Source organism: Nonomuraea sp. JJY05 (genome assembly GCF_043496855.1).
In the GTDB taxonomy this organism is placed as follows: domain Bacteria; phylum Actinomycetota; class Actinomycetes; order Streptosporangiales; family Streptosporangiaceae; genus Nonomuraea.
On sequence record NZ_JBIEIS010000005.1, the window covers coordinates 374,985 to 400,004 of the forward strand.

25 protein-coding genes are annotated in these 25,020 nt (G+C 71.0%); 12 read left to right on the top strand and 13 right to left on the bottom strand.

Annotation, left to right across the window (positions count from 1 at the left end; all coding sequences use genetic code 11):
* Nucleotides 1–831: an amidohydrolase family protein gene (locus ACFKCF_RS09465; protein ID WP_394492585.1), complete on the top strand. Its 831-nt coding sequence runs from the start codon at nt 1–3 to the stop codon at nt 829–831.
* Here the strand turns inward: ACFKCF_RS09465 and ACFKCF_RS09470 are convergent.
* The 6 genes from ACFKCF_RS09470 to ACFKCF_RS09495 are packed head-to-tail and all read right to left on the bottom strand — an operon-like array spanning nt 828 to nt 6,255.
* Nucleotides 828–1,868, bottom strand: coding sequence for an aldose 1-epimerase family protein (locus ACFKCF_RS09470; protein WP_394492586.1), 1,041 nt, complete (start codon nt 1,866–1,868; stop codon nt 828–830). The genes ACFKCF_RS09465 and ACFKCF_RS09470 overlap by 4 nt on opposite strands.
* Nucleotides 1,865–2,563: an SDR family NAD(P)-dependent oxidoreductase gene (locus tag ACFKCF_RS09475; protein ID WP_394492587.1), complete on the bottom strand. Its 699-nt coding sequence runs from the start codon at nt 2,561–2,563 to the stop codon at nt 1,865–1,867. Before ACFKCF_RS09475 ends, ACFKCF_RS09470 begins: the two co-directional genes overlap by 4 nt.
* Nucleotides 2,560–3,576: a hypothetical protein gene (locus ACFKCF_RS09480; protein WP_394492588.1), complete on the bottom strand. Its 1,017-nt coding sequence runs from the start codon at nt 3,574–3,576 to the stop codon at nt 2,560–2,562. Before ACFKCF_RS09480 ends, ACFKCF_RS09475 begins: the two co-directional genes overlap by 4 nt.
* Nucleotides 3,564–4,754, bottom strand: coding sequence for a CaiB/BaiF CoA transferase family protein (locus ACFKCF_RS09485; protein WP_394492589.1), 1,191 nt, complete (start codon nt 4,752–4,754; stop codon nt 3,564–3,566). The genes ACFKCF_RS09480 and ACFKCF_RS09485 overlap by 13 nt, the downstream gene beginning before the upstream one ends.
* Complete coding sequence (locus ACFKCF_RS09490) at nt 4,754–5,518, bottom strand: enoyl-CoA hydratase/isomerase family protein (RefSeq protein ID WP_394492590.1); 765 nt, start codon at nt 5,516–5,518, stop codon at nt 4,754–4,756. Before ACFKCF_RS09490 ends, ACFKCF_RS09485 begins: the two co-directional genes overlap by 1 nt.
* 26 nt (nt 5,519–5,544) lie before the next feature.
* The gene (locus ACFKCF_RS09495) at nt 5,545–6,255 is read right to left on the bottom strand and encodes a FadR/GntR family transcriptional regulator (protein ID WP_387575919.1); all 711 of its coding nucleotides are present in this window, start codon (nt 6,253–6,255) and stop codon (nt 5,545–5,547) included.
* 83 nt (nt 6,256–6,338) lie between these two features.
* On the opposite strand from ACFKCF_RS09495, the gene ACFKCF_RS09500 reads away from it, so the two are divergent.
* From ACFKCF_RS09500 to ACFKCF_RS09525, 6 genes are all read left to right on the top strand, one after another.
* Entirely contained in the window at nt 6,339–6,986 is a 648-nt protein-coding gene (locus tag ACFKCF_RS09500) for an aspartate/glutamate racemase family protein (RefSeq protein ID WP_394492591.1), read from the top strand.
* Nucleotides 6,983–8,236 carry a RuBisCO large subunit C-terminal-like domain-containing protein gene (locus tag ACFKCF_RS09505; RefSeq protein WP_394492592.1) on the top strand — a complete coding sequence of 418 codons (1,254 nt, stop codon included), beginning with the start codon at nt 6,983–6,985 and terminating at the stop codon, nt 8,234–8,236. The genes ACFKCF_RS09500 and ACFKCF_RS09505 overlap by 4 nt, the downstream gene beginning before the upstream one ends.
* Nucleotides 8,237–8,258: 22 nt before the next feature.
* Complete coding sequence (locus ACFKCF_RS09510; RefSeq protein WP_394492593.1) at nt 8,259–9,569, top strand: four-carbon acid sugar kinase family protein; 1,311 nt, start codon at nt 8,259–8,261, stop codon at nt 9,567–9,569.
* A 59-nt stretch (nt 9,570–9,628) separates the two neighbouring features.
* Nucleotides 9,629–9,889, top strand: a complete 261-nt coding sequence (locus ACFKCF_RS09515; protein WP_394492594.1) for a type II toxin-antitoxin system VapB family antitoxin — start codon at nt 9,629–9,631, stop codon at nt 9,887–9,889.
* Nucleotides 9,886–10,278, top strand: coding sequence for a type II toxin-antitoxin system VapC family toxin (locus ACFKCF_RS09520; protein WP_394492595.1), 393 nt, complete (start codon nt 9,886–9,888; stop codon nt 10,276–10,278). Before ACFKCF_RS09515 ends, ACFKCF_RS09520 begins: the two co-directional genes overlap by 4 nt.
* A gap of 188 nt (nt 10,279–10,466) precedes the next feature.
* Nucleotides 10,467–11,219 carry an SDR family NAD(P)-dependent oxidoreductase gene (locus ACFKCF_RS09525; RefSeq protein ID WP_394492596.1) on the top strand — a complete coding sequence of 251 codons (753 nt, stop codon included), beginning with the start codon at nt 10,467–10,469 and terminating at the stop codon, nt 11,217–11,219.
* Here ACFKCF_RS09525 and ACFKCF_RS09530 read toward each other — a convergent pair whose 3' ends face one another.
* The 4 genes from ACFKCF_RS09530 to ACFKCF_RS09545 form a co-directional block, all read right to left on the bottom strand.
* Entirely contained in the window at nt 11,220–12,806 is a 1,587-nt protein-coding gene (locus ACFKCF_RS09530; RefSeq protein ID WP_394492597.1) for an FAD-dependent oxidoreductase, read from the bottom strand.
* Nucleotides 12,807–13,020: 214 nt separating this feature from the next.
* Nucleotides 13,021–13,788 carry a class I SAM-dependent methyltransferase gene (locus ACFKCF_RS09535; protein WP_394492598.1) on the bottom strand — a complete coding sequence of 256 codons (768 nt, stop codon included), beginning with the start codon at nt 13,786–13,788 and terminating at the stop codon, nt 13,021–13,023.
* Nucleotides 13,789–13,802: 14 nt separating this feature from the next.
* Nucleotides 13,803–14,435 (bottom strand): sulfotransferase family protein, encoded by a 633-nt coding sequence (locus ACFKCF_RS09540; RefSeq protein WP_394492599.1) that lies wholly within the window; start codon nt 14,433–14,435, stop codon nt 13,803–13,805.
* An 11-nt stretch (nt 14,436–14,446) separates the two neighbouring features.
* On the bottom strand, nt 14,447–15,454 hold the full coding sequence (locus ACFKCF_RS09545) for a cytochrome P450 (protein ID WP_394492600.1): 1,008 nt from the start codon (nt 15,452–15,454) through the stop codon (nt 14,447–14,449).
* An 835-nt stretch (nt 15,455–16,289) separates the two neighbouring features.
* Between ACFKCF_RS09545 and ACFKCF_RS09550 the strand changes: the two genes are divergently transcribed.
* The 4 genes from ACFKCF_RS09550 to ACFKCF_RS09565 are packed head-to-tail and all read left to right on the top strand — an operon-like array spanning nt 16,290 to nt 21,883.
* Nucleotides 16,290–17,267 carry an ABC transporter permease gene (locus tag ACFKCF_RS09550; RefSeq protein ID WP_394492601.1) on the top strand — a complete coding sequence of 326 codons (978 nt, stop codon included), beginning with the start codon at nt 16,290–16,292 and terminating at the stop codon, nt 17,265–17,267.
* 1 nt (nt 17,268) lies between these two features.
* On the top strand, nt 17,269–18,108 hold the full coding sequence (locus tag ACFKCF_RS09555) for an ABC transporter permease (protein ID WP_394492602.1): 840 nt from the start codon (nt 17,269–17,271) through the stop codon (nt 18,106–18,108).
* The gene (locus tag ACFKCF_RS09560) at nt 18,105–20,174 is read left to right on the top strand and encodes a dipeptide ABC transporter ATP-binding protein (protein WP_394492603.1); all 2,070 of its coding nucleotides are present in this window, start codon (nt 18,105–18,107) and stop codon (nt 20,172–20,174) included. Before ACFKCF_RS09555 ends, ACFKCF_RS09560 begins: the two co-directional genes overlap by 4 nt.
* The gene (locus tag ACFKCF_RS09565; RefSeq protein ID WP_394492604.1) at nt 20,171–21,883 is read left to right on the top strand and encodes an ABC transporter family substrate-binding protein; all 1,713 of its coding nucleotides are present in this window, start codon (nt 20,171–20,173) and stop codon (nt 21,881–21,883) included. The genes ACFKCF_RS09560 and ACFKCF_RS09565 overlap by 4 nt, the downstream gene beginning before the upstream one ends.
* Nucleotides 21,884–21,935: 52 nt before the next feature.
* Here ACFKCF_RS09565 and ACFKCF_RS09570 read toward each other — a convergent pair whose 3' ends face one another.
* The gene (locus tag ACFKCF_RS09570) at nt 21,936–22,772 is read right to left on the bottom strand and encodes an NAD(P)H-binding protein (RefSeq protein ID WP_394492605.1); all 837 of its coding nucleotides are present in this window, start codon (nt 22,770–22,772) and stop codon (nt 21,936–21,938) included.
* Nucleotides 22,769–23,818: a saccharopine dehydrogenase NADP-binding domain-containing protein gene (locus ACFKCF_RS09575; protein WP_394492606.1), complete on the bottom strand. Its 1,050-nt coding sequence runs from the start codon at nt 23,816–23,818 to the stop codon at nt 22,769–22,771. Before ACFKCF_RS09575 ends, ACFKCF_RS09570 begins: the two co-directional genes overlap by 4 nt.
* Nucleotides 23,819–23,902: 84 nt before the next feature.
* Between ACFKCF_RS09575 and ACFKCF_RS09580 the strand changes: the two genes are divergently transcribed.
* Nucleotides 23,903–24,583, top strand: coding sequence for a TetR/AcrR family transcriptional regulator (locus ACFKCF_RS09580; protein ID WP_394492607.1), 681 nt, complete (start codon nt 23,903–23,905; stop codon nt 24,581–24,583).
* Here the strand turns inward: ACFKCF_RS09580 and ACFKCF_RS09585 are convergent, their stop codons facing one another.
* The gene (locus ACFKCF_RS09585) at nt 24,584–25,009 is read right to left on the bottom strand and encodes a peptidase inhibitor family I36 protein (protein WP_394492608.1); all 426 of its coding nucleotides are present in this window, start codon (nt 25,007–25,009) and stop codon (nt 24,584–24,586) included.
* Between the last annotated feature and the right edge of the window lie 11 nt (nt 25,010–25,020).

The window sequence follows — 25,020 nt, forward strand, 5'->3', positions numbered from 1 at the left end:
ATGACCCGCATCGACGCCCACCACCACGTCTGGGACCTCGCCGCCCGCCAGCACGGCTGGCTCGATCCCGAGCCGATGGCGCCCGTCCGGCGCACGTTCACCCTCGACGACCTCGCCGGGCCCGCGGCGGCGGCCGGGGTGAGCGCGACCGTGCTGGTGCAGGTGCTGCCCGATCTGGCCGAGACGCGCGAGTTCCTGGCGCTGGCCGCGGAGTCCGACCTGGTCGCGGGCGTCGTCGGCTGGATCGACCTGACCGCGCCCGACGCCGCCGACACCCTGGCGGGCCTGCCGGCCGGGCTGGTGGGCGTCCGGCACGGCGTCCAGTCCGAGCCTGACCCGGACTGGCTCACCCGGCCCGACGTGCGCCGCGGGCTCGCCGCGGTGGCCGCCGCCGGGCTGGCGTACGACCTGCTCACGCTGCCGCACCAGCTCCCCGCCGCCATCGAGACCGTGACAGCCATGCCCGAGCTCACGTTCGTGCTCGACCACCTGTCCAAGCCGCCGATCGCCGCCGGCGAGCTGGAGCCGTGGCGGAGCCGGATCCTGGAGCTGGCCGCCCGCCCCAACGTCTACTGCAAGCTGTCCGGCATGGTCACCGAGGCCGACTGGGCGTCCTGGCAGGTGGCCGACCTGCGGCCGTACGCCGAGACCGTCCTGGAGGCGTTCGGGCCCGAGCGGGTGATGTTCGGCTCCGACTGGCCGGTCTGCCTGCTCGCCGCCGGGTACGACCAGGTCGCACAGGCCGCGGACGACCTGTGCGCCGGGTTGTCGGAAGGCGAGCGGGCCGAGGTCTTCGCCGGTACGGCCCGCCGCGCGTACCGCCTTCACTAGGAGACGCGGAAGGTCGTCCGGTACGTCCGCGACTCCTGAGGGCCGAGCCAGATCATGCTGCCGTCCTCCCGCGCCGCCGCGTCGCCGGACACGTGGTGGGTGGACGGCTCCAGGCCGACCGCGTAGTTGCCCGAGCGCAGGTTCAGCCACTCGAAGAAGTACGGGAACTCCTCCGCCCGCCACTCCACGGTGACCTTCATCCCGAGCCGGTCGTTGGCCACCGCGACCCGGTGCAGCCCGTCCGCGCCGGGGTTGAGCGCGTGCTCGTACACCTGCTCCACGAAGCCCGGCGCCGGCCCGGGGAAGGTCACGTGGTCGGCCTTCTGCTCGGCCACGCTGTCGCTCTGCCAGAGCGTCTCCCGGATGTCGGCCTCCAGCCGGGCGCCCTCGTCGAGCAGCGGCCAGCCCAGGTTGATGTGGTAGAGGAACATGTGCGGCGCCGGCTCGAACCCGGCGTTGGTGACGGTGTCGACGAGCCTGATCTCGTCGCCGCCCAGGTCGGCCTCGATCCGGCGGACCAGGCGCAGGTTCTCGGCGAACACCGCGGCCTGGCGCACCTCGCCCTCGGCCCACAGCACGCAGCGGTCACCGTCCCAGCGCTCGCCGTACCCGGTGAGCCGGGCCGGGAGGTTGCCCGCGCGGCCGTGCAGCCCGTGCCGCACCGACCGCCGGGGCGGGTACTGATAGGTGTCGGCGGGCACCTCGCCCCCGAACAGCGTGTGGTCCAGCCCGGCCGTGACGATGAGCCCGGAGAACGAGCGCAGCCAGGACAGCCCGTCCTCGTCGGCGTTCTCGTGCAGCCCTGGGTGGCGGAAGCCGGTGGGGGAGCGCCAGCCGAACGAGCGCCCGGCGTGCTCGGCGTGCCCGATGTCCATGCACCTGTCCACCAGCACGTCGAACGCCAGCCCGGAGCCGGTGCGGAACTCCAGCGTCCTGATGCCCCGCTCGACCCCGTCCCCGAGCGTCACCAGCCGGACGCCGCCGGCCGCGCTCAGGTCCCCGGTCAGCTCGGCCAGCCGCCTGCGGTCCGGCGTCATGCCATCACCCACCCTCCGTTGACTTCGATGGTCTGGCCCGTGACGAACGACGCGTCCGGGCCCGCGAGGAACGACACCACGGCCGCCAGCTCGTCGGGCGTGCCGCGCCGCTGGAGCGACTGCCGCTCCAGGACGAACCGGTTGTACGCCTCGGGGTCCTCGTGGATCTCCTCGGCCGCCGTCGGGAACGCGCCCGGCGAGACGCAGTTGACCCGGATCTCCCGCGGCCCGAGCTCGCGGGCCAGCGCCCTGGTCAGCGCCGCCGCCGCGCCCTTGGTGGCCACGTACGCGGCCAGGTCGGACCAGCCGCCGTGCATGGTGATCGAGGCGATGTTGACGATCGCGCCGCCCGAGGTCATCTGCCCGGCCGCGTGCTGGGCGGCCAGCCAGTAGGCGCGCTGGTTGACCGCGTGCACCTCCTCGTACTCGGCCAGCGGCACCTCCAGGAACGGCCTGGCCGGATAGATCGCCGCGTTGTTGACGAGGATGCCGACCGGGCCGAGCCGCGCGGCCGTCTCGGCGAACGCCGACTCGATCGCGGCCGGGTCGCGCAGGTCCACCTTGAGGTTGAGCGCGCCTTCGAGGGAGTCGGCGTCGAGGTCGAGCGCCGCCACCTGGTGGCCGTCGGCCGCCAGTCGGCGGACGATCGCCCTGCCGAGCGCTCCGGCGGCGCCTGTCACGAGCGCCGTGGTCATCTCTGCCTCCATGTCTTGTGCAGGTCCGTGAGCAGGTCGCGGGGCCGGACGCGGGCGAGCAGCCCGTCGCGGATCAGCGCGGACGAGCGCTCCTGCAGGGCGATGTAGCCGGGGAAGCGCGGCCTGATCCAGGCGGCCTCCAGGGTGGCGAGCGTGGGGTCGCCCTCCCAGGCGGAGCGGGCCGCGGGCTGCCCGCCGGTGGCCGGGAACAGCTTCGTCTGCACCGGCTCCGACACCAGGCGGCGCAGGTGGGCGCGGACGGCCTCGCGGATCGCGTCGATGCGCCGCCTGGAGACCACGAGCCCGGTGCCGCCGAGCACGCTCCCGGGTGGCCCGCCCGGCCAGGCGGGGGCGTCCGAGAAGGTCAGCGGGTAGGTCACGTAGCCGTACAGCAGGGGGCAGCAGTCCACGCCGCCGGCCGTCATGGTGTCGAGCACGCCGATCGGGTTGAGCAATGACACGTCGCGGTCGGACAGCGCGAGCAGCTCCGACATGAGCTCCAGCGCCCGCGCCCCGGCCGCCTCGTCGAGGAAGTCACCCGGGCACAGCGCGCAGAACATGAGGAACGCGTGCGGCCCGCCCAGGCACAACGCCATCCGCGCGTCCCGCGCGAAGTCCGTCATCTCCGGCCACGTCCTCGGGACCTCGACGCCGGGCCTGGCCGCGCTCACCTGGGTGGCGGCGTCGAGCGGCAGCGCCCACTGGCGGCCCTCCAGGTGGTAGCTCTCGTAGCTCCTGCCGACGAAGCGCGTCTCCACCGGCTCGTCGAACAGCTCGTCCATCGGCACCAGCGCGTCCATGGCCGCGCCGAGCCCGGGATGGTCGATCACGAGCACGTCGTACGTCTCGCACAGCTTCGCGATGGGCTCCGACTCGAACCCCTCCAGGGGCTGCCGGTCCCACTCGATCGGCTCCGGCACGTCCCCGTAAGGGTTGTCCCCGGCCAGGTCGAGCCGCGTCAGCTCGTCCAGCGGCGCGTACCCCCGGGGATGGTCCCAGGTCAGTCCTCGCATGCCAGCACGCCCTCCGCCACCAGCTCGGCCGTGCGCTCCGGCGGGTAGCCGAGCTCCTCCAGCAGCTCCCTCGTGTGCTCGCCGACCAGCGGCGCGCCCCGGCGCACCCGTGGCGGGGTGGCGCTGAAGCCGTAGGGGAAGCCGGGCGTGGTGACCGTGCCCTCGGTGCGGTGCTCGTACGTGACGAACGAGCCGTTGTGCTTGACCTGCGGATCCGCCACCAGGTCCGCGTACCCGTACACCGGGCCCGCCCACAGGTCGTGGCGGGCGCAGATCTCCAGCCACTCGGCCGTCGTGCGCTCCGGCAGCCGCGCGGCGACCATCGCGGTGATCTCGTCGCGCCTGGTGTGGCCGTCGGCGTCGCCGTCCATGGCGGCCAGCTCCGGCAGGTCGAGGGCGACGGCGAGCGCGTCCAGCCTGGGCATGCCGAGCGCGAGAAAGCCGTCCTTGGTGGCGAACACCCCGTACGGCGCGCGGATGTAGGTGTGGCCGTGCGGCTCGTGCCCGCGCCGCTGCGGCACGCCGCCGACCGTGAAGATCGACAGCTCCTGCATCTGCACGGCGACGGTCGCGTCCAGCATGTTGACGCTCACCCGCTGGCCCTCGCCGGTCCGCTCGCGGTGCAGCAGCGCGGCCAGCGCGCCCTCGAAGGCGCTGTAGGCGGTGATCGCGTCTATGGCGTACGTGCCCGCGGGCGCGGGCGGGTCGCCGTCGCGGCCGGTGCTCAGCATGGCGCCGCTCATGGCCTGCAGGAGCAGGTCCTGGCCGGGTCTCGACACGTACGGGCCCGTCTCGCCGTACCCGGACATGGAGACGTACACGATGCCCGGGTTGATGGCGCGGATCGTGTCGTAGTCCATGCCGAGCCGCTCGGCCACGCCGGCGCGGTAGTTCTGCAGGAACACGTCCGCCGTCGCGGCGAGCTTGTGCACGATGGCACGGCCCTCGCCGGACTTGAGGTTGACGGCGAGGCTGCGCTTGTTGCGGTTGAGGGACAGGAACGAGGCGTTGACCTTGTTGCCCGTCGCGCCTCCCGCCGGGGCGTGCCGCTGCCACTCGCCGGTCACCGGCTCCACCTTGACCACGTCCGCGCCCAGGTCGCCCAGCCGCATGGCGGCCAGCGGGCCCGCCATCGCGATGGACAGGTCGACCACGCGGTAGCCGTCCAGGACGCCCATCAGCGCCCCTCGAAGACGGGCTCGCGGCGTTCGGCGAAGGCGGCCCGGCCCTCGGCCGCGTCCTCCGTGGCGAAGCAGACGGTCTGCAGGTCGCGCTCGTACTGGATGGCCTGGTCGAGCGGCATCGAGTAGGCCGCCTTGAGGTTGGCCTTGGCGGTCTGCGCGGCGATCGGCGGCCGCTTGGCGATCGTCCCGGCCAGCTCGAGAGCGGCCGGCAGCAGCTTCTCCTGCGGGAACACGTCGGTGACCAGCCCCCAGCTCTGAGCGCGGGCGGCGTCGACGGGGTCGCCGGTGAGCAGCATCGTGGCGGCGTTGCCGGGTCCGACGGAGTGGGCCAGCAGCGCAGACTGGCCGCTGCCGCCGATCCAGCCGAGCTTGATCTCCGGCGCGGCGAACGTCGCCGTCTCGGCCGCCAGGCGGATGTCGCAGGCCATGGCCAGCTCCAGGCCGCCGCCGTAGGCGTAGCCGTTGACGGCCGCGATGATCGGCTTGCGCAGGGCTCGGACCGCGTCGCCGTAGTCGCCGCGGTTGCGGAACTCCCACGGCGTGGCGTACTCGTCCAGCTCGCGGATGTCGCTGCCGACGCAGAACGAGCGCTCGCCCGCGCCCGTGAGCACCGCGACCCGGATGGCGGGGTCGGCGTCCACCCGGCCGAGGCAGGCGCGCAGTGCGGCGGCCATGTCAGGGGTGATCGCGTTGAGCTTGGCGGGTCTGTTGAGGGTGACGACGGCCACGGGGCCGTCCACGTCGATGAGGACGTCCAAAGTCAGCTCTTTCTTGCTGGAGATAGCTAGCAGCAGAGGCGTACGTGCTGCTCGGCGTCGGCGCGGGCGACCTCGACCACCTCGCGCATGGCCTCCTCGGCCTTGCGGTGGTGCCGTCGCCTGATCGCCAGCGCCACGCGCTCGTGGCCGGGCAGCGTTTCCTTGTTGTGCGCGACCGAACGGGTGTGCACCTGCCGTACGGAGCGCAGGGCGATGCTGATCATGTCGTAGATGTAGAGCAGCAGGTCGTTGTCCGCCGCGGCGAACACCGCCTTGTGGAAGGCCAGGTCGGCCTCGATGAAGGGCTCGGGGTCGTCGGCTGTGGCATACAGCGCGGCCAGGGCCTCGTCGATGCGCTGGACCGCGACCGCGTCCGCCCGCTCGGCCGCCACCCTGGCGGCGCCCGGCTCCAGCGCGACCCGCAGGTCGGCCAGCATCTGGATGTCCCGGGGGCGCGGCTCGGGTTCGAACCGCCAGCTCAGGACGTCGGGGTCGAGCAGGTTCCAGGACTCGCGCGGGCGCACCCTGGTCCCCGCGCTCCGCCTGGTCTCCAGCAGGCCCTTGCCGGCCAGGACCTTCACGCCCTCCCGGACCGCGGAGCGGCCGATGCCCAGCTCGCCCACGAGGTCCTCCTCGATGGGGATGGAGGTGCCGGGAGCGAGCTCGCCCGTGACGATGCGGGGCCCGAGGGCCTGGACCACCTGGGCGTGCCTGTCCCGCTTGGGATCGATTGCCACGCTCCGGACGCTACCGCTCCCGCCCGATTTTTCATAGCATTTCATCCGATGAAGATGACATTTCATCGGATGAAGTGAGGCTCATGACGAAGAGGCTGGGACTGATCCACACCTCCGCGACCCTGGTCGACGTGTTCGCCAAGCTGTGCGCCGAGCACCTGCCGGGAGTCGAGACCTTCAACATCGTCGACGACAGCCTGATCAAGAACACCATCGCCGCCGGCCACCTCACCCCGCAGACAGCCCGCCGTGTGGCCGGTCACGTCGGCTCCGCGGAGGCGGCCGGGGCCGACCACATCCTGGTCACGTGCTCCTCGATCGGCGCCGCCGTGGAGGCCGCCGAGCCGCTGACGGGCGTGCCGGTGACCAGGGTGGACCGTCCGATGGCCGACCGCGCCGTGGCCCTCGGCCGCCGGATCGGCGTGCTCGCCACCCTGTCCACCACCCTCGACCCCACCGCCGACCTGGTCCGCCGTCGCGCGACGGCCTCGGACAAGGAGGTCTCGCTGACGGCCAGGGTGTGCGAGGGGGCGTTCGAGGCCCTGATGGGCGGGGACGCCGCCACGCACGACGCGCGGGTGGCCGACGCGCTGGCCGCGCTGGGCGCGGAGGTGGACGTGATCGTGCTGGCCCAGGCGTCGATGGCCCGCGTGGCCGGTACGGTCGAGGCCCCGGTCCCGATCCTCGCCAGCCCGCCGCTCGCCATGGAGCACCTGGCGGCCGTGCTGTGAGCGGCGACCGCGACCTCACGGTCGCGACGTACCGGGTGCTCACCCGCCTCCCCTTGGAGCAGGCGGTGAGCGCGATCGCGGGAGAGCAGAGCACCGGCACCTTCGTCAGCGTTCGCGGCGAGACCGACGAGTTACGCGCCCGCCACAGTGCCGTGGTGCTGTCCGTCACGGAGATCCCGCCCGGCTCGCAGCCCCTGCCGGGGGCGATCGGGGACGGACCTCTGACGGCGGCCCTGGTCAAGATCGGCTTCCCGCTGGCGAACACCGGGCCCTCGCTCACGAACCTGCTCCCGGTGGTCGCCGGCAACCTCTACGAGCTGCGCGAGCTGGCCGGGCTCAAGCTGGTGGACCTGGAGCTGCCCGCGGCCTTCGGGCAGGCGTACCTGCCGGCCGGGTTCGCCGTCGAGGGCACCCGGCGGCTGGCCGGCCGTCCCGAAGGCGTGCTGATCGGCACCATCGTCAAGCCGAACGTCGGGCTGCGCCCCGCCGACTACGTGGACCTGGTGCGCGAGCTCGGCCTGGCCGGCGCCGACTTCATCAAGGACGACGAGGTGAACGCCGACTGCCCGCCCGCCCCGCTCGCCGAGCGGATCCGCGCGGTGACGGCCGCCCTGGACGAGGTGGAGCGGCGGACCGGGCGGCGGCCGATGTACGCGTTCAACATCAGCGACGAGCCCGACCGCATGCTGCGCAACCACGACCTGGTGGTGGCCGCCGGCGGCACCTGCGTGATGGTCAACCTCAACGTCGTCGGCTTCCCGGCCGTCGCCATGCTGCGCCGGCACGCCAGGGTTCCGATCCACGGCCACGTGACCGGCATCGGCGCGCTGGCCCGCCACCCGGGGCTCGGCATCGGGCACGTGGCGTACCAGAAGCTGGCCCGGCTGGCCGGGGTCGACCAGCTGCACTGCGGCGGGTTCCACAGCAAGTTCTACGTCACGGACGACGAGGTCGCCGCCACGGTGGCCGCGGTCCGGGAGCCGCTGCTCGGCGGCTTCCCCTGCCTGCCGGTGCTGTCGTCCGCCCAGTGGGCCGGCACCGCGCCCGTCGCCCTGGAGCGTACGGGCACCACCGACCTGCTGGTGCTGGCCGGGGGCGGCGTGCTCGGCCACCCGGACGGTCCGGCCGCGGGGATCACCAGCATGCGCCAGGCCTGGGCGGCCTCCGTGGCGGGCGTGCCGCTGGACGAGGTGGACGAGCCGGAGCTGCGCGCGGCGCTGAAGCACTTCGAGGGAGTGATCCGCAAGTGACGCGGGCCGGGGTGGTGCGGTCGTGACGCTGTTCGCCTTCGTCGCGGACGACTTCACGGGGGCGACCGACGCGTTGTGGCAGTTCAGGCGGTTCGGGCTGACCGGCTCCCTGGTCACGGACACGGCCCGGCTGCACGGCGCGGACGACGTCATCGGCGTCGCCACCACCGCCCGGGCGTCCGCGGACCCCGTGTCGGTGGCGCTGCCCGCGCTCCAGGCCGTGGCGGCGCTGCGGCCGCTGGTCATCCAGTACAAGGTCTGCTCGACGTTCGACTCCTCGCCCGCGCACGGGAGCATCGGGGCGGTCGTCGCGGCCCTCCGCCGTGACGGGCTGTCCCGGGGCCCGGTCCCGGTGCTCGCCGCCCAGCCGGAGCTCGGGCGCTACACGTGGTTCGCGAACCATTTCGTACGCTCGGGCGCCGACGTCCACCGGCTCGACCGGTACCCGCCCATGCGCGACCACCCGATCACCCCCGCCTCGGAAGCCGACCTCCGCGTTCGGCTGGCCGAGCAGGGCGTTGGCCGCGTCGGCTGGCTGCCCGCCTGGCCCGTGCCGTCGGAGGAGACGTACCGAGAGCTGGGGGAGAACGCCGCCTTCGTGGCGGACGCCCAGACCGAGGACCACGTCCGCGCCCTCGGCCGCCTCCTGCTCGCCGACGCGACGAGCCGCGGTGGGCCGCTGTACTGCGTCGGTTCCGGCGGTCTGAGCTACGCCTTCGCCTCCGCCCACGTAGCGGCGGGCGGCGCGGCTGGCGGGCCGGGCGGCGCCGGGGTGTCGGGCGGCGCGGAGTTGTCGGGCGGCGCCGGGGAGCACCGGGGGCCCGAACCGCTCGGCCCGGCCGCGCCCGTGCTGGTCGTGTCGGGCAGCCGCTCCCCGAGCACCGCCCGCCAGATCGACACGGCCGAGCGGGCGGGATGGCGCGTGCTGGACGCCTCCGACGGCCTTCGAGGCGGGGCCGTCGGCTCGGGTGGCTCCTTCGCGGGGCTCCTCGCCGAGGTGGCGGAGAGCCTGGGGGCGGGGCGTCACACGATCGTCCAGTCGACCCGCGGCCCGGCCCGGGACCCCGCGGCCATCGGGGGCCTCCTCGGGCGGATCGCCTCGGTGGCCGTCCGGGCCGGGCTGGTCGGGCGGCTGGTGGTGGCGGGAGGCGACACCTCGGGCCAGGTCGTGGCCGCCCTCGGCGCCCGCTCCCTGGACGTGGTCGCCGCACTGGCCCCTGGCGCCCCGGTATGCGTGCTGACCTCGGACGATCCTGCATGCGACGGGCTCGAAGTGGCGCTGAAGGGCGGCCAGGTCGGCGGCGACGACTACTTCTTGGCCGTCGCACGCTGAAGGGCCGATGGTAGAAGGAGTAGAATCTGAGTAAGGACAGGGTAGAAAGGGGAGGGGTTGTGAGCCTGAATATCAAAAATCCTGAGGCCGAGCGGCTGGCAGCGGAGATCAGCGCGCTCACGGGAGAGAGCAAGACCGCCGCCGTCATCTCCGCCCTGCGTGAGCAGCGTGAGCGTCTGCTCGCCAAGCGCCTGGAGGAGGAAGACGCCACGATGGCGGAAGAGTTGCTCGCGCTCGCCGCGAAGATCCGTTCAAGATTGGGTGATGCGGACCTGTCCACCGACTTCCTGTATGACTCCGAGACGGGGCTTCCCGCGTGATCATTGACACCAGCGCGATCGTCGCGATCCTCAAGGGCGAACCGGATGCCGCCGCCTTCACCGAAGCCATCCGAGCCGCCGCGTTGCGTCGGATGTCGGCCGCGACATATCTGGAGGTGGCCGCCGTGGTCGAGCGTACGCGCGATCCGGCCGCTTCCCGGCTCCTGGACGATTTTCTGAGCAGGATGAAGGTCGAAATCGTGCCTGTCACATCGCACCAGGCACGCATCGCACGCCGGGCCTACTGGGACTATGGCAGGGGGAGCGGTCACAAGGCCGGGCTGAATTACGGCGACTGCTTCTCCTACGCGCTGGCAAGAGATTGTCATGAGCCACTGCTCTTCAAGGGCGACGACTTCGTTCACACCGACATCACACCGGTGCTGTGACCACTACATGCTCCGCGCCGCTGCCCTGACATACCCTCGCGTACGACCTACGGAGTACAGACCGCGCCCCTGGCACACACTTGCGGGCGCAGCCGGAAACGCCCCTCGCGCTTGATGCGCCGGGCCCCCGCACAGGGCAACGTTGTCTCGCAAGGGAACGGCCGCGAGTCGGTGAGGGAGTGGAAATCATGATGTATTCGGATCTAAAGGGCAAGGTAGCGCTGGTCACCGGCGGTTCCGGGGGGATCGGGCGGGAGACCGCCCGGGTGCTGGCCGAGCAGGGCATGCGGGTCGTCGTGAACGGGCGCGACCCCGGGGCGATCGAGGCGGCCGTGAAGAGCATCGGCGGCGGGGCGCTCGGCATCGCCGCCGACACCACCGACTTCGCCGCCGTCGAGGAGATGCGGGCGGAGGTCGAGCGCAGGCTCGGCCCCGTCGACGTGCTGGCGATCTTCGCAGGTGGCGGGTCCGGGATCCCGCGGCCGATCGACCAGACGAGCGAGGAGGACTGGCACGCCACCGTGCACGCCAACCTCACCTCGACGTTCCTGGTGATCAAGGGCTTCCTGCCGCGCATGAGAGAGCGGCGCGGCGGCTCCATCATCACGATGTCGTCGCTGGCGGCCCGCACCCCGACCTCGGCCTCCGTGGCGTACACGGCGGCCAAGGCCGGGATCATCGCGCTGACCAAACAGCTGGCGCACGAGCTCGGGCCCACCGGGATCCGGGTCAACGCGGTCGCGCCTTCGACGATCATGACGGACCGGCTGGCGGAGCGCATGCCGCGGGAATACCAGGAGCGCATGCTGGCCGAACACCCGCTCGGGCGGCTCGGCACCCCGCTCGACGTCGCGAACGTGACGGCCTTCCTCGCCTCCGACGCCTCGTCCTGGCTCACCGGGCTCACGATCGACGTCGCGGGCGGCAAGTGGATGCCGTGACTATCCCGGGGGCGGCGCGGACAGGACGGCGGTGAGCGCGGCGAGCAGTTCCGCGGCGGGGTCGGCGGCCGGTCCAGGGTTGCGCCAGGCCACGAACCCGTCCGGTCGCACCAGCACCGCGCCCCTCGGACCGATGCCGTGCCGTGCCGCCGCGCCGCCGATCTCCAGCCGCCGGGCGGTCACCGGCACCGGCAGCTTGCCCGCCGCCGTCACCCAGTCCTGGCCGTCGTGGCCGGTCAGCAGGACGAAGTGGGCGCCGTACAGGTCGATGGTGGATCGCTCACCGGGGCCGGCGAGCGGGAGGTGCGGCGCCCTGGTGCCGGGCTCCCCGCACAGGCCGGAGACCTCCACCGGCCCGGGTGGATCGCTCTCGGCGCCGATCACCGCCGTCGACCGGTAGCGGTGCCCCATCATCACGGTAGAGCGGTCCACCGGCACCTCATCGGTCATGGGCAGCTGTTCCAGGCGGGACCGGTATCGCGCGAGCGCCTGCCGCAGGGCGAACTCGGCGACCGGGCGGCGCTCGTCCTCGTACGTGCCGAGCAGCCGCCCCCCGGCGTGACCATGGACGACGGCGGCCAGTTTCCAGGCCAGGTTGTGCGCGTCCTCCACGCCCACGACACCGCCGAATCCCCCGGTCGGCGGCATCAGGTGCGCCGCGTCGCCGATCAGGAACACCCGCCCCTTCCGATAGGCGGCCGCCACGGCCGCGCCGACCTCGAACCGCAGGACGGTCCTGGCGGTGCCGGGTATCTGCGGCCGGAGCGTCACCCGCGCCGCCGGCAGGCCGGCCGCGGCACGTACCAGCTCGACGCATTCGTCCTCGTCCGGCCCGGCGCCGTCCGGATCGTCCGTGGTGCCGAAGACCCAGCGCTGACCGGTCCGGTCCAGCGCCATCAGGTACGTCCTCGGCCGGGGGCGTTCGAGGAAGGCCATGTGCACGGTGCGGCCGGCCAGCGCGGGACGGAGGTCGGCGTCGACCATGAGCGTCAGCAGGCGGAAGAAGTCGACGGGTCCTTCCATCGGGATGCCGAGGCCGTGCCGGATCGGGCTGCGCCCGCCGTCGGCCGCGACGACGTACCGGGCCACGAGCCGATGCTCCAGCCCGTCGAGATCGCGCAGGCGCGCCTCCACCCCGTCCTCGTGCTGGGAGAGGCCGCGTACCTCGGTGCCGAACCGGATCCGCGCGCCGAGCTCGCGCGCCCTGATCCGCAGCAGATCCTCCACCCGGTTCTGATCGATGGGCGTGCCCGTGCAGGGGCTGAAGGCGGCGGTCCGGGCGGTGTCGTCCTGCTGATCAATGGGGAGGTGCCGCGCACTGGCCAGCGTTTCCGCGCGGACGGCCACGTATTCGGCCGCGCCGGCGAAGTCCACCCGGTTCTCCCGGATCCTGGGCTCCAGCCCGACCTGCCGGTAGATCTCCATGAGGCGGGGGACCAGGCTGCGCTGCCTGGGGTGGCTCAGCAGGTCGGGATGGCGCTCCACGAGCGTGCACCGTACGCCGTGATGGGCCAGGAACAGCGCGCAGGACAACCCGGTCAGGCCGCCCCCGACGACCAGCACCTCGGTGTCGTGGGACTGCGGCATCGGATGACCCCCGTTCGTGTCGTTGCCCGGGCCAGGCCGTGGCCTGATCGCACAGGATCAGGCCACGGTGTGAATTGTCAGTACCAGTACCGCATGGCGCACCTCCTTGACTCGTCGCCGCCGCCCATCGAGGTCCGATGGACGGTTTCCGAGGCCTGAACGGCGCCCGGCAACCTGGCAGGTGGCCGCGGGACGTCCACGGGGGGCCTCGAGCTCAAAGCCGGCCGTCGTGCCGGGCGATCAGCGTTCCCTTGTCGTCGAGCGGGGTCGCCTCGTCGGCGACGACCGAGCCGCCCACGGCGCTCAGCCCGGCCGCGCGCAGGTCGGCGAGCACGTCGGCGGGCCGATGGAGGTGGTAGTCGCCTTCCACGGTCTCGGTGGCCACCAGCGTGTCGAGGTGGTAGGTGCGGTAGACGCGCCGCACCCCGGCCAGGTCGGGGCCGAGCGGCCGGACGGCCGCCGACAGGGTGTAGCGGCACTCTCCCTGGTGCGCGCCGCGCATCTCACGCTCGGGATGGTCGGGTACGGCCTCGTCGGTCACCATGTCCATGGCCAGCACGCCGCCCGGCGCGAGGTGTCCGGCCAGGTAGGCGAAGAGCGGCCGGCGCGCCTGCGGCGGCACGTCCTGCAGCACGGCGGCCAGGTAGACGTAGTCGAAGCGCCGGCCGAGCCGCAGGTCCGGCGCGGCGCCGCCGAGCACGGTCACCCGGTGCCGCAGGTCCGGCCGCCCGGCCAGCTTGGTCATGAGCACCGTCCGCATCCCCGGGGAGGGCTCCAGGCAGTGCACGCCCGCCGCGCGCTCGGCCACCGCCAGGGTCATCCGGCCGGTGCCCGGGCCGATCTCCAACGCGTGCCCGCCGGGCGGGGCGAGGTCGGCGAAGAAGGAGACCAGCGCGGCTGATCGCGGGCCTGTGTGCAGGTCGTCCCAATGTGCTGCCACCACTCCGTACGGGTCGGCGGTGGATGAAACGGTGAGCGCCACTTACCTGTCCTCTCTCACCGTGGCGGGAGCACCCCGGCCCGCTCGGCGCGGCGCAGATATTCGCCGGTGGTGTTCGCCATGGGGAAGGGCAGGTCAGGCACGTCGACTCCCAGCGCCGCGCAGAGCGGCTCCCAGCCATGCGACGGCTCGACCTCGACGAGCCGTTCCGAGGGCACGGCCTCGCGCACCTCGTCCAGATGGGCCCGGTAGACGCCCATGGCGTGGTCGCGGTCCTCGAACCGTCCGGCGAACGTCCCCTGCCAGACGATCTTCTCGATGACCTGGTCCCGGACGGCTGTCTCCTCCCTGGTGCCCGCGGGTCTGGTGCGATACAGGGTGCGGCTCATGCTGGCGTACCACGAGGCCGGATCCCGCACGATCAGCAGGACCTTCGACTCGGGGAAGGCGGCGGCCAGCTCCCGCCAGTAGAATGCCGCCGGCCAGGCGATCGTCGAGGTGAAACCATCGAGCAGCAGTTTCCAGTCGGGTTTTCCGCCGTCAGCGATCCGCAGCCATTCCCGGGCATGGGCGGGGTCGGCGAAAAGCTCTTTCATGTAATGGCAGGGGCCGAATCCGAGGGTCTCCAGCGCTAATCGGACCGAAGAGGTCCCGGTCCGCCCGAACGATGCTCCGACGACCTTCAGCACGTAAACCTCCTTCACCGAAGGGCAACCTCGAAACGCTCAATGCTGCGGGCGGTCAGGTTCGGGAAATACGTCGGCGCGCCGCGCGCCCTGATGCCGGGATAATGCTCGGCGAGGACGCCGAGCACCACCCGGGTGAAGATGGCTGTAAAGGGGGAGCCGAGGCAGGACTTCGGGCCCCGGCCGAAGCCGAGATGCGGATTGGGATGCCGGTCCAGCCGCACCGTGTCCGGGTCGGGGAAGCGCGCGGGGTCCCGGTTCGCCGCGCCCAGCAGCAGCGTGACGGCCTGGCCCGCGCGTACCGTGGTCGCGCCCACCTCGGTGTCGTGCACGCAGGCGCGGGCCACCGCCTGGATCGGGGAGGCGAAGCGCACCATCTCGTCCACGGCGCGTGCGGTGTCGGCCGCGCGGAACCGCTCCAGCTCGGTGGCCCGCTGGTGCAGCAGGGCGATCGCCACCAGGCCGAGCAGCTTGCTGCCGGAGCTGTAGCCGCTGAACAGCAGCCCCCGCACGGTGTTGGCGACGATGTCCGGGGCCACGCCGCTGCCGGCCGCCCGCCGCGCGATGACGCCGACGACGCCGGAGGGCGGCGGATCGGCGAGCCAGCCGTCGACCAGCACGGCGAGCTCTTCCTGCGCGGCCAGTACGGGTCGCCCCCGCTCCGGCCAGAGCCCGGCGTCCATCCCGGCGACGATGTCGCGGGCGGCCCGGCTGGCCCAGGCCGGATCCGGCATCGGCACGCCCAGGTACGCGGAGGTCGTCGAGAGCGCCAGCGGTTCGGCGAATTCCGTGAGGAACTCGAACGACGGGCGGCGCGCGAGTGCGGCCAGCAGTTCGGTCGTGTGCTGAGCGATCATGTGCTCCAGGGCCGCGTGGTCCTGCGCGCGCAATGCCTCCATGAACAACCGGCGGACCACGGTGTGCTCCGGCGGGTCCAGGGTCAGCATGTTGATCGCCCGTGGCGGCATCGCCTCGCCGACCCGGCGCCAGTCGGCGGCGAAGTTCGTGCTGTCCTTCAGCACGGAGACGCAATCGTCGTACCGGCTGAAAACCCATGAGTTAAGTCGGTCGTAGAAAAACGCGGGTTTTTCCCGGCGGAGGTTCCCGTACCAGGGATAGGGGTCGACCAGGAGTTCGGGAGAGGCGAGGGAGATAATGGGGTCGTGGTCAACAATTTCCGACAAGAGGCCCCTCTAACCGGCTGTCCAGCCTAATCAGACTCAAGCTCTCTAGAGAGATGATCCCTCGCGACCGGTGTGCTGTAAAGGGCGTCAACTGGAGAGAACACTGCGAATTCTCTCGGTGAGTAAACCGGTGCCCACAGTGAGGGCGGACGGCCCTTTCGCGCGCACGGGGACGGTTTTCGCGTGCCATGGAGCGGTGGCGTCCCGAGCTGACGGGCAGCGACGTGCCTGGTCCTCGCCGAGGCGCCGGCGGCCGAGGAGGCGAGGTCGCCCGTCGCTCGGCCCGCGGGGGTGCGACGGACGCCGGCAAGGTGCTGTCCGAACTCACTTGACGATGAGATCAACGTGAAGTGGATCACTTTGCGTAGTCGTCAATTTATGTCCGGATTTCGTGACACAAGCCCCCGGATGGATCCGGAAAAGTCTCCCTAAAGCGGGACGTTTCCGCAGGTCAGAGGGGGTGTGGTAAGCGATCGTTCCGGTCTTGTCGATCTATTGCGAGTGACCTTACCGTTATGTCGGACGGTTTCTGACTGTTACATCTTTCCTTATATTCTGCGCGTTGATCGCCATCTCGTTGCAAGTGGTTTTTGTGCCGCGAGACGGGTTTTCGTTGCGGGGACGCCACTCCGGCCCGGACGTGTGCGCCCCCCGTCAGCGCGAACGGAGAGTAATGGGCAAGTACCTGCTTCGCAGGTTGGCAATAAACGTGGTCCTGGTCGCCATCGCGGCGAGTCTCGCCTACATGCTCGCGGCCACCACCATGAACCCGCGAGCCGCGTATGAGGCCCGCCAGCCTCCCATCGCCGAGTCCGTCATCGACTCCACGCTCGATGCCTACAACCTGAACGACAAGGTTCCGGTGCTCGTGCGGTACGGGACCTGGGCGAAGGGCGTCATCACCGGAGACTTCGGCAAGACCTGGAACGGCGGCTCGGTCAACGACGAGATGGGCCGCCGGATCATGGTCAGCCTGCGACTGCTGCTCATCGGCACGCTGGTGGGCTTCGCCGTCGGGGTGGCGTTCGGCGCGATCTCAGCGGTGAAGCAGTACAAGTTCAGCGACCGGTTAATAGGCGTCAGCTCCTTCGTGATCATGGCGATCCCGGTGTTCGTGCTGGCCACGGTGCTGGCCATCGCGACGTACAGCCTCAACGACGGGCTCGGGTTCACGCTGATCGAGTACACCGGCGAGTACAACCCGAAGCTGGCGGGCTGGGACCAGTTCCTCAACCGGCTGAACCACCTGATCCTCCCCACGATCTCGCTCAGCCTCGGCTCGATCGCGTTCTACAGCCGCATCCAGCGCAACATGATGCTCGACGTGCTGGGTCAGGACTTCGTCCGCACGGCCATGGCCAAGGGCCTGCGGCGCAGGACCGCGCTGATCAAGCACGCGCTGCGCACCTCGCTGATCCCCTCGGCGACGTACTTCGCGTTCGCCTTCGGCACGCTGTTCACCGGGGCCACCTTCACCGAGAAGATCTTCAACTGGCACGGCATGGGCGCCTGGCTGGTCGACTCGATCAACCAGAACGACGTCAACTCCGTCGCGGCGGTGACCTTCTTCGCCGCGGTGTGCGTGTTGTTCGCCGGGTTCCTGTCCGACGTGCTGGTGGCGGCCCTCGATCCTCGGGTGCGGGTGAGCTGAGATGCGTTCGAAAGTCGTCCTCCGGCGCCTGTTCCGCAACAAGCAGGCCCGTTACGGCATCGCCGCCATGATCTTCCTGGTCCTGCTGGCGTACGTCGGCCCCTACATCGGCGCGTACGACTGGACGGACAAGGACTTCATGGCCTTCCTGTCGGCCCCCGACGCCGACCACTGGTGGGGCACCACCTCGATCGGCCAGGACATGTACGCGGTCACGCTCCGCGGCATGCAGAAGTCGATCATCGTCGGCCTGCTGGTCGCGCTGATCGCCACCGGCCTGGCCGCGGTGGTCGGAGCGTTCGCCGGATATTTCGGCGGCTGGGCGGACAAGATGCTCATGTGGGGTGTGGACCTGCTGCTGGTCCTGCCCAGCTTCCTGATCATCGCGATCATCTCGCCGAGGTTGAAGGGCGGCTCCTGGTTCTGGTTCGTGGTGCTGCTCGCCGCGTTCTCCTGGATGATCACTTCCAGGGTGGTGCGCAGCATGACGCTCGCGCTGCGCGAGCGGGAGTACGTCCTGGCCGCCGTCTACATGGGCATCCCGCGCTGGAAGATCATCTTCCGGCACATCGTCCCCAACCTGTCCTCCCTGCTGATCATCGACGCCACGCTCAACGTCAGTGGCGCGATCATCGGCGAGGCGGCGCTGTCCTTCTTCGGCTTCGGCATCCAGCCGCCGGACGTCTCGCTCGGCACGCTGATCGCGGAGGGCTCGCGCAACGCCACCGGTTACCCATGGCTGTTCGTCTTCCCGGCCGGCCTGCTGGTGGCCATGGTGCTCGCCGTGAACCTGATCGGCGACGGTCTGCGTGACGCACTCGACCCGGGGAGCAACTCGTGAGCATCTTGGAGGTCAAGGACCTCACCGTCACCTTCTCCGGCGGCATCGAGGCCGTGCGCGGCGTCAGCTATGAGGTCGAGCGCGGCGAGGTGCTCGGCATCGTCGGCGAGTCCGGCTCCGGCAAGTCCGTGACCTCGCTCGCGGTCATGGGCCTGCTGCCGCGCAGCGCCGCGGTCAGCGGCTCGGTCAAGCTGCACGGCCGTGAGCTGCTCGGCATGGACGAGGACGAGCTGATCAAGGTGCGCGGCAAGGCGATCAGCATGATCTTCCAGGATCCGCTGTCGGCGTTCACGCCCGTCTACACGATCGGCGACCAGATCGCCGAGGCCGTGCGCGTCCACCAGAAGATGGCCAAGGACAAGGCCGCCAAGCGGGCCGTCGAGCTGCTCGACCTGGTCGGCATCCCGAACCCGGACCTGCGGGCCAAGGCGTTCCCGCACGAGTTCTCGGGCGGCATGCGGCAGCGGGCGATGATCGCCATGGCCATCGCCAACGACCCCGACCTGCTGATCTGCGACGAGCCGACGACCGCGCTCGACGTGACCATCCAGGCGCAGGTGCTGGAGGTGCTCAAGACCGCGCAGCGGGAGACGGGCGCCGGCATCGTGATGATCACCCATGACCTGGGCGTCATCGCGGGCATGGCCGACCGGGTGCTGGTCATGTACGCCGGCCGGCCGGTCGAGCAGGGGCCGGTGGACGACATCTACTACCGGCCGCGCATGCCGTACACGATGGGCCTGCTCGCCTCGATCCCCAGGATCGACGGCGAGGAGGGGCCGCTCGTGCCCATCGAGGGCAACCCGCCGTCGCCGTCGGCGCTGCCGCCGGGCTGCCCCTTCGCGCCGCGCTGCCCGATGAAGGTGGACATGTGCGACGACGAGGAGCCGCCGCTGACCCCCTTCGGCGGCGGTCGCCACGTGGCGTGCATCCGCTCGCACGAGATCGAGCACAAGGGCCTGACGGGGGCCGACGTGTTCCCCGTGCCGGTCATCCCGCCGAGCGACGTGGTACGCGTGCCGCGCACCGAGCGCGCCACGGTGCTCGAGCTCGACGACATGATCAGGCACTACCCGCTGATGAAGGGCGCGGTCTTCAAGCGCCGCGTCGGCACCGTGTTCGCGGTCGACGGCATCAGCCTCGACATAGCCGAGGGCGAGACGCTGGCCCTGGTCGGCGAGTCCGGCTGCGGCAAGACCACCACGCTCCAGCAGATCATGCAGCTCCAGCCGCCGCAGGGCGGGCGGGTCGTCGTGCTCGGCAAGGACAGCGCCAAGCTGGACAAGGCCGCCCGCAAGGCGCTGCGGGGCGACCTGCAGATCGTCTTCCAGGACCCGATGGCCGCGCTTGATCCGCGCATGCCGGTCGGCGACATCATCGCCGAGCCGCTGCGCGCGCACGGCAGGAAGGACGCCTCGGCAAGGGTGGCGGAGCTGCTGCAGCTCGTCGGCCTCTCGCCCGAGCACGCCGAACGCTATCCGAGCCAGTTCTCCGGCGGCCAGCGGCAGCGTATCGGCATCGCCCGCGCGCTCGCGCTGGAGCCGAAGCTGCTGGTGCTGGACGAGCCGGTGTCGGCGCTCGACGTGTCCATCCAGGCCGGCGTGATCAACCTGCTGGAGGAGCTGAAGAACAGGCTGGGCCTGTCGTACCTGTTCGTGGCCCACGACCTGGCCGTGGTCAGGCACCTCGCCGACCGCGTGGCCGTCATGTACTTGGGCAGGATCGCCGAGATCGGGACGGTCGAGAACGTCTACGACCATCCCGCGCACCCGTACACGCAGGCGCTGCTGTCGGCGATCCCCCTGCCCGACCCCGAGATGGAGCGCACCCGGGTGCGGATCCTGCTCGAAGGCGACCTGCCCAGCCCGGCCGACCCGCCGTCTGGCTGCAGGTTCCGCACCCGCTGTCCGAAGTTCGCCCAGCTCGGCGAGGGGGAGCGGCGGCGGTGCGTGGATGAGGAGCCCTCGGTTGCCCGGCTCGCGAACGCCGTGGATCACGGCGCCGCCTGCCACTACGCGGAGGAGATCGAGGTCATCACGGCCTCGGACAATCAGGAGGAAGAGTGAAGGTTCGATACCGGGCGGCGGCAGGGCTCGCTGTCCTGGCGATGGCCGTGGCGGCTTGCGGCGGCGGTGCCAGCGAGAGCAAGAAGCCGAGCGCCGAGCAGTCTCAGCAGGCCCAGCAGCAGATGGCGGAGACCCCGGCCATCAGCATCAACCCGGTGCCGTACGAGCAGGTCAAGGACGGTGGCACGCTGACCCTGGCGGTCGGCCAGTGGCCGAGCCAGTGGAACGGCAACCACGTCGACGGCAACCAGGCCGACACGGCCGACATGCTCGACGTGTTCATGCCCCAGCTGATGATGGCCGACGCGGAGGCCAACTTCACGCCGAACAAGGACTACGTCACCGACGTCAAGAACGAGATGGTGGACGGCAAGCAGGTCGTCACCTACACGCTCAACGACAAGGCCGTGTGGTCGGACGGCACGCCGATCACGTGGAAGGACCTCGAGGCCGCCTGGAAGATCAACAACGGCAAGGACAAGAAGTACAAGCCGGCTTCCACGGACGGTTGGGACAAGATCGAGTCGGTGAAGAAGGGCGACACGGACAAGGTCGCCGTCATCACCTTCGCCAAGCCGTATCTCGAGTGGCAGGGCATGTTCAACCGGGCCACCTCGCACCTCTTCCCCGCCTCGCACATGCTCGACCCGGAGAAGTACGAGAAGGACTACCTGCAGAAGATCCCGGTCACCTCGGGCCCCTTCAAGGTGGAGAAGCTCGACGAGGGCACCAAGACGCTCACGCTCGTGCGTGACGACAAGTGGTGGGGCAACAAGCCCAAGCTCGACAAGGTCATCTTCCGCACGATCGAGACGCCCGCCGCCGAGGTGAACGCCTTCGCCAACGGCGAGCTCGACGAGGTCGCGATCCAGGCGGGCAACCCGGCCGACCTCAAGCGGGCCAAGGAGGTTCCCGGCGCGGACGTCCGCAAGTCGCTCAGCCCGAACTGGCGGCACATCACCGTCAACAACCAGAGCGAGTTCCTGAAGGACAAGAACGTCCGGCACGCCGTCGCGTACGCGATCAACCGTGAGGTGATCACGCAGTCCGACCTGAAGGACATGGACTGGCCGATCCAGACGCTCGGCAACCACGTCTTCATGAACAACCACAAGGCCTACGTCGACAACTCCGGCGACATCGGCAAGTACAACCTGGACAAGGCCAAGCAGCTGCTCGACGCGGCCGGCTGGAAGCAGGAAGGCGAGTACCGCAAGAAGGACGGCAAGGAGTTCGACCTGACCTTCGTCATCCCGGCCGGCGTGCCGACCGCGAAGACGGAGGGCGAGCTCACCCAGGCCATGCTCAAGGAGGCCGGGATCAAGATCGAGATCCGCCCGGTCCCCGATGACAAGTTCTTCACGGACTACATCATCAAGGGCGACTTCGACCTGGTGCCGTTCTCCTGGATCGGCACGCCGCTGCCGCTCGGCGGCCTGCCGCAGATCTACAAGACCGGCTCCGAGAGCAACTTCCCCAAGAGCAACGACCCGGAGCTCGACAAGGCCATCGAGGCCGTGGGGAACGAGACGGACCAGACCAAGGCCAACGAGCTGGCGAACGCCGCCGACAAGATGATCTGGGACCTGGTGCACACCATCCCGCTGTACCAGCGCCCCGAGATCAAGGTGGTCAAGAAGACGATCGCCAACTACGGCGCCCGCGGCTACGCGTACATCGACTGGACGTCGGTCGGCTTCACCGGCTGATCCTCGTCCGCACGGAAACCCCCGGCCGCTCCTCGGCCGGGGGTTTCCCCGTTTATCCGGCGTACTCCCGCAGCGTCATGGGCGGGCGGCCGCCGTAGCGCTCGATGCTCTCGGTGACCCGGAAGAGCGGGTGGTCGCCGGAGCCGATCAGGCGGAAGATCGCCCACAGATGCGTCAGGTGCTCGACCGTGTACGGGTCGCCGTAGACGCCCATCGCCCGCGCCTCCCACTCCTCGGGCGGCAGGTCGGCGTACGGGACGCCGAGCGCGTCCGCCGCCTCGCCGATCGTCGCCATCTGCCCGGTCACCAGGCACACCGGGTCGGCGGGGCCGGGGTCGAGCAGGAGCCCGGCGGCGACCCTGGCCACGTCCTCGCCCGCGACCAGCGGGATCCGCGTGTCGCGCGGCCCCAGCGGGAGCGCCAGCGTGCCGCCCGAGACGGCGAAGGACAGGTTCTCGAAGAAGACCGCGGCCCGCAGGTGCACCGCGCCCACCCCGGCCCAGTCGAACACCTGCTCCGCCACCCAGTGCCTGCGCATCCGCGGCGTCAGGGCCTCGGGGGACGCGTCGAGCTGCGACACCTCGACGACCCGCGCCACCCCCTCCTCCCTGGCCGCGGCGGCGAACACGCCGGCGGCGTCGAGCAGCCCCGCTGTCACCGGATACGTGAAGAACGCCCTGCTGATCCCGCGCATGGCGGGCCGCACCGACGTGATCTCCCTGAGGTCGCCGACCACCACCTCGGCGCCGAGCTTGCGCAGCTCCTCGGCCCGGTGGTCGTCGGAGTGCACGAAGGCGCGCACCGCCTCGCCGCGCGCCAGCAGCAGGTTCGTGACGTGCCGGCCGGTCGAGCCCTGCGGGCCGCCGGCCGCCCCCGTGACCAAGATCATCGCTCCTCCTCCTTGTCCGGCCTCTTCGGCAGGATGAGGGTGAACAGGCCGAGCCGCTCCAGGTCGCGCAGGAACGGCTCCGTCGGGAACGCCTCGGCCGGGCCGTAGACGCCAGGGCTCCCCGGGCTCGCGGCCAGGCGGACGGCGGCCTCCACCGAGGTCAGCGCGCTCATGCGCCACAGGTCGCGCCCGCTGACCTGACCGGCGCGACCGCCGTCCGGGGTGATCACCTGCGCGGCGACCGTGAACGCGGAGCCCGCCCGGGTCTCGGCGTCCGCGTCCTCGCTGGTGAACACCTGCTCCTCCTGGAACGTGTCCGCCGTGAGCTGCGCCTCGACCCTTCGCGTGCGTACGTGCCTGGGGACGGTGACGACCTCGGAGAACGGGACAGGGGCGATCATCGTGCGCGGGCCGAGCGGCGGCGGGAACGGGAAGACGGCGTTGCGCGGCTCGACGTAGCCGACGTGCTGCTCGCCGTCGCTGTAGGTGATGCGCCGGGTGTCGGCGAACAGCAGCTCGGCGGTCTGCTTCGCCCCCGTGGTCAGCCGCCAGCCGGACACCGCGTAGGCGGTGATCACCCGTTCGACGTCCGTCAGGCCGTCTGCCACGGCGGCGGCGAGCAGGTCGCCCGTCCCGCCGTAGAAGCTCATCGCCGTGACCATGGTGACGCCCGCGCTCCTCGCGGGCTCTTGCATCGTGTCGAACATCCACTTCGTGTGGTGCTGCTCCAGGGCGTGGTCCACGTAGTGGCAGCCGCCCTCGGCCGCCGCCGTGGCGACGGCCTTGCCGGTGTGCGTGAACGGGCCCGCGCAGTGGACCAGCACGGTCGCCTGCTCCGCGAGCGCGCGTAACGCTGCGGGGTCGTCCAGCGGGGCCTGGTGCACGGCAGCGCCGCCGAGCTCGTCGGACAGGGCCTTGAGCGCTCCGTCGTCGCGACCGGCCAGGATGACCTCCTTGCCGCGGGCGCGGAGCTCCGCCGCGACCAGGCGTCCGGTGTGGCCGGTGGCACCGTAGACGGCGATGCGCGATGAGGACGAGGGGGACACGACTCACCTCCATGTTTCATACTGGCGGTACGTAACTGTTCTTCGAAGTTACGTACCGCGAGTATGTAAGTCAACGGGAGCACGATGATCCGCCGTACCCAGGCAGAGCGATCGGATGAGACGACGGGGCGGCTGGTGCGGGCCGCGCGGGAGCTGTTCGGGGCCCATGGTTACGCGCTCACGTCGATCGACGCGGTGGCCGCCGCGGCGGGGGTGACCAAGGGGGCGGCCTACCACCACTTCGACGGGAAGGTCGCGCTGTTCCGGGCGGCGTTCGTGGGGGAGCAGGAGGAGGTCGCCGCCGCTGTGGAGCGGGCGGCCCTGTCGGAGCCCGACCCCTGGGCGGCGCTGCGGCGCGGCTGCCGCACCTTCCTGGAGCGCTGCCTCGACCCGGGGTTCCGGCAGATCGTCCTGCTCGACGCGCCGTCGGTGCTGGGGTGGGAGGCGGTCCGCGAGATCGAGTACGCCCACACGCTACGGGTCCTGCTCGCCGGCCTCCACCTCGCGACGGCGGGCGAGCAGGCGGCGGGGGTAGGGCAGACGGCCGATGGAGACCGGCCCGGGATGGTCGCACCTGCGGCCGATGGCGACGTGCCCCTGGTGGTCGGGTCCGTGGCCGATGGCGGCCTGTCCATGCGCGCGCAGCTCGTCTTCGGCGCCTTGTGTGAAGGCGGCATGCTGCTGGCCCGCTCCGCCGACCCGGCGGCCGACCTGCCGCGGCTCGCCGCGGAGGCCGACCGCTTCCTGGCGGCACTCAGGCCGTGATCAGCCGTGCGAGTCGGTCTGTGCCGCCTTGACGGTCGCCCCCTCAGGGGGGAAGCACGACGGTCCGTTCGGGCCGTCGAAACGGACGGAGTCGAAGAAGTCGCGGAACGGAGTGTAGAAGTTGCCCTTCCCGCCGGCGCTGGTCACGGCCGAGCAGCCGCCGTAGTTCGCCTCCGAGTAGAGGTGGATGGTCGAGCTGGTGCGGTTCCAGTCGGACTTGGCGCGGTCGGCCATGTTGAGGGCCGCCAGGTCCGGGGTGTTGCTCTGGATCTGGACGATGTCGCCGGTGCCGTCCAGGCCGGAGAACAGGCAGTAGTAGTTGGCGGGGCAGCGGTCATAGCCGTCGGCCGCCTGCGCGGGGACGGCCGTCAGCGCCAGGGCCGCGGCGGCGACCGGTAATGCCAGAATGTGAAGCTTCTTGCCCAACGATCCTCCAT

Coding starts and splice junctions, on each gene's coding strand:
- ACFKCF_RS09550 (WP_394492601.1), top strand. CDS start 16,290: ATGGGCAAGTACCTGCTTCGCAGGTTGGCAATAAACGTGGTCCTGGTC.
- ACFKCF_RS09480 (WP_394492588.1), bottom strand. CDS start 3,576: ATGCGAGGACTGACCTGGGACCATCCCCGGGGGTACGCGCCGCTGGAC.
- ACFKCF_RS09465 (WP_394492585.1), top strand. CDS start 1: ATGACCCGCATCGACGCCCACCACCACGTCTGGGACCTCGCCGCCCGC.
- ACFKCF_RS09470 (WP_394492586.1), bottom strand. CDS start 1,868: ATGACGCCGGACCGCAGGCGGCTGGCCGAGCTGACCGGGGACCTGAGC.
- ACFKCF_RS09525 (WP_394492596.1), top strand. CDS start 10,467: ATGATGTATTCGGATCTAAAGGGCAAGGTAGCGCTGGTCACCGGCGGT.
- ACFKCF_RS09530 (WP_394492597.1), bottom strand. CDS start 12,806: ATGCCGCAGTCCCACGACACCGAGGTGCTGGTCGTCGGGGGCGGCCTG.
- ACFKCF_RS09580 (WP_394492607.1), top strand. CDS start 23,903: ATGATCCGCCGTACCCAGGCAGAGCGATCGGATGAGACGACGGGGCGG.
- ACFKCF_RS09555 (WP_394492602.1), top strand. CDS start 17,269: ATGCGTTCGAAAGTCGTCCTCCGGCGCCTGTTCCGCAACAAGCAGGCC.
- ACFKCF_RS09570 (WP_394492605.1), bottom strand. CDS start 22,772: ATGATCTTGGTCACGGGGGCGGCCGGCGGCCCGCAGGGCTCGACCGGC.
- ACFKCF_RS09500 (WP_394492591.1), top strand. CDS start 6,339: ATGACGAAGAGGCTGGGACTGATCCACACCTCCGCGACCCTGGTCGAC.
- ACFKCF_RS09485 (WP_394492589.1), bottom strand. CDS start 4,754: ATGGGCGTCCTGGACGGCTACCGCGTGGTCGACCTGTCCATCGCGATG.
- ACFKCF_RS09475 (WP_394492587.1), bottom strand. CDS start 2,563: ATGACCACGGCGCTCGTGACAGGCGCCGCCGGAGCGCTCGGCAGGGCG.